Origin of the sequence: Stenotrophomonas sp. GbtcB23 (assembly GCF_019091045.1) — a bacterium.
GTDB lineage: Bacteria > Pseudomonadota > Gammaproteobacteria > Xanthomonadales > Xanthomonadaceae > Stenotrophomonas > Stenotrophomonas rhizophila_A.
The window spans coordinates 1-236 of record NZ_JAGXKC010000686.1 but is presented as its reverse complement, the minus strand read 5'-3'; the positions used below and the strand labels follow the sequence as shown (position 1 = coordinate 236).

Annotated in this window: 1 pseudogene; it reads right to left on the bottom strand. The window is 62.7% G+C overall.

Annotated elements, in window-relative coordinates:
- Positions 1-236, bottom strand: a pseudogene (prpE, locus tag KVS69_RS20575) (propionyl-CoA synthetase); the annotation flags it as partial.

The following is a 236-nucleotide window of genomic DNA, read 5'->3' as shown; positions in this document are numbered from 1 at the left end:
ATCCAGTGCGCGGTCGGCTCGTCCAGTGGCTCACCGGCCAGGAATACATCCTTCAATGCGTCCAGGTCGTGGCGACGGATGAAGTCGGCATCGTGCTTCTTCAGCACACGGATCGCGGTCGGCGACGAGAACAACGTGCGCCCGCCGTACTGTTCGCACAGTGCCCACCAGATGCCCGGATACGGGTTGGTGGGTAGCCCTTCATACAACAGCGAGGTGCTGCCGCCGATCAGAGG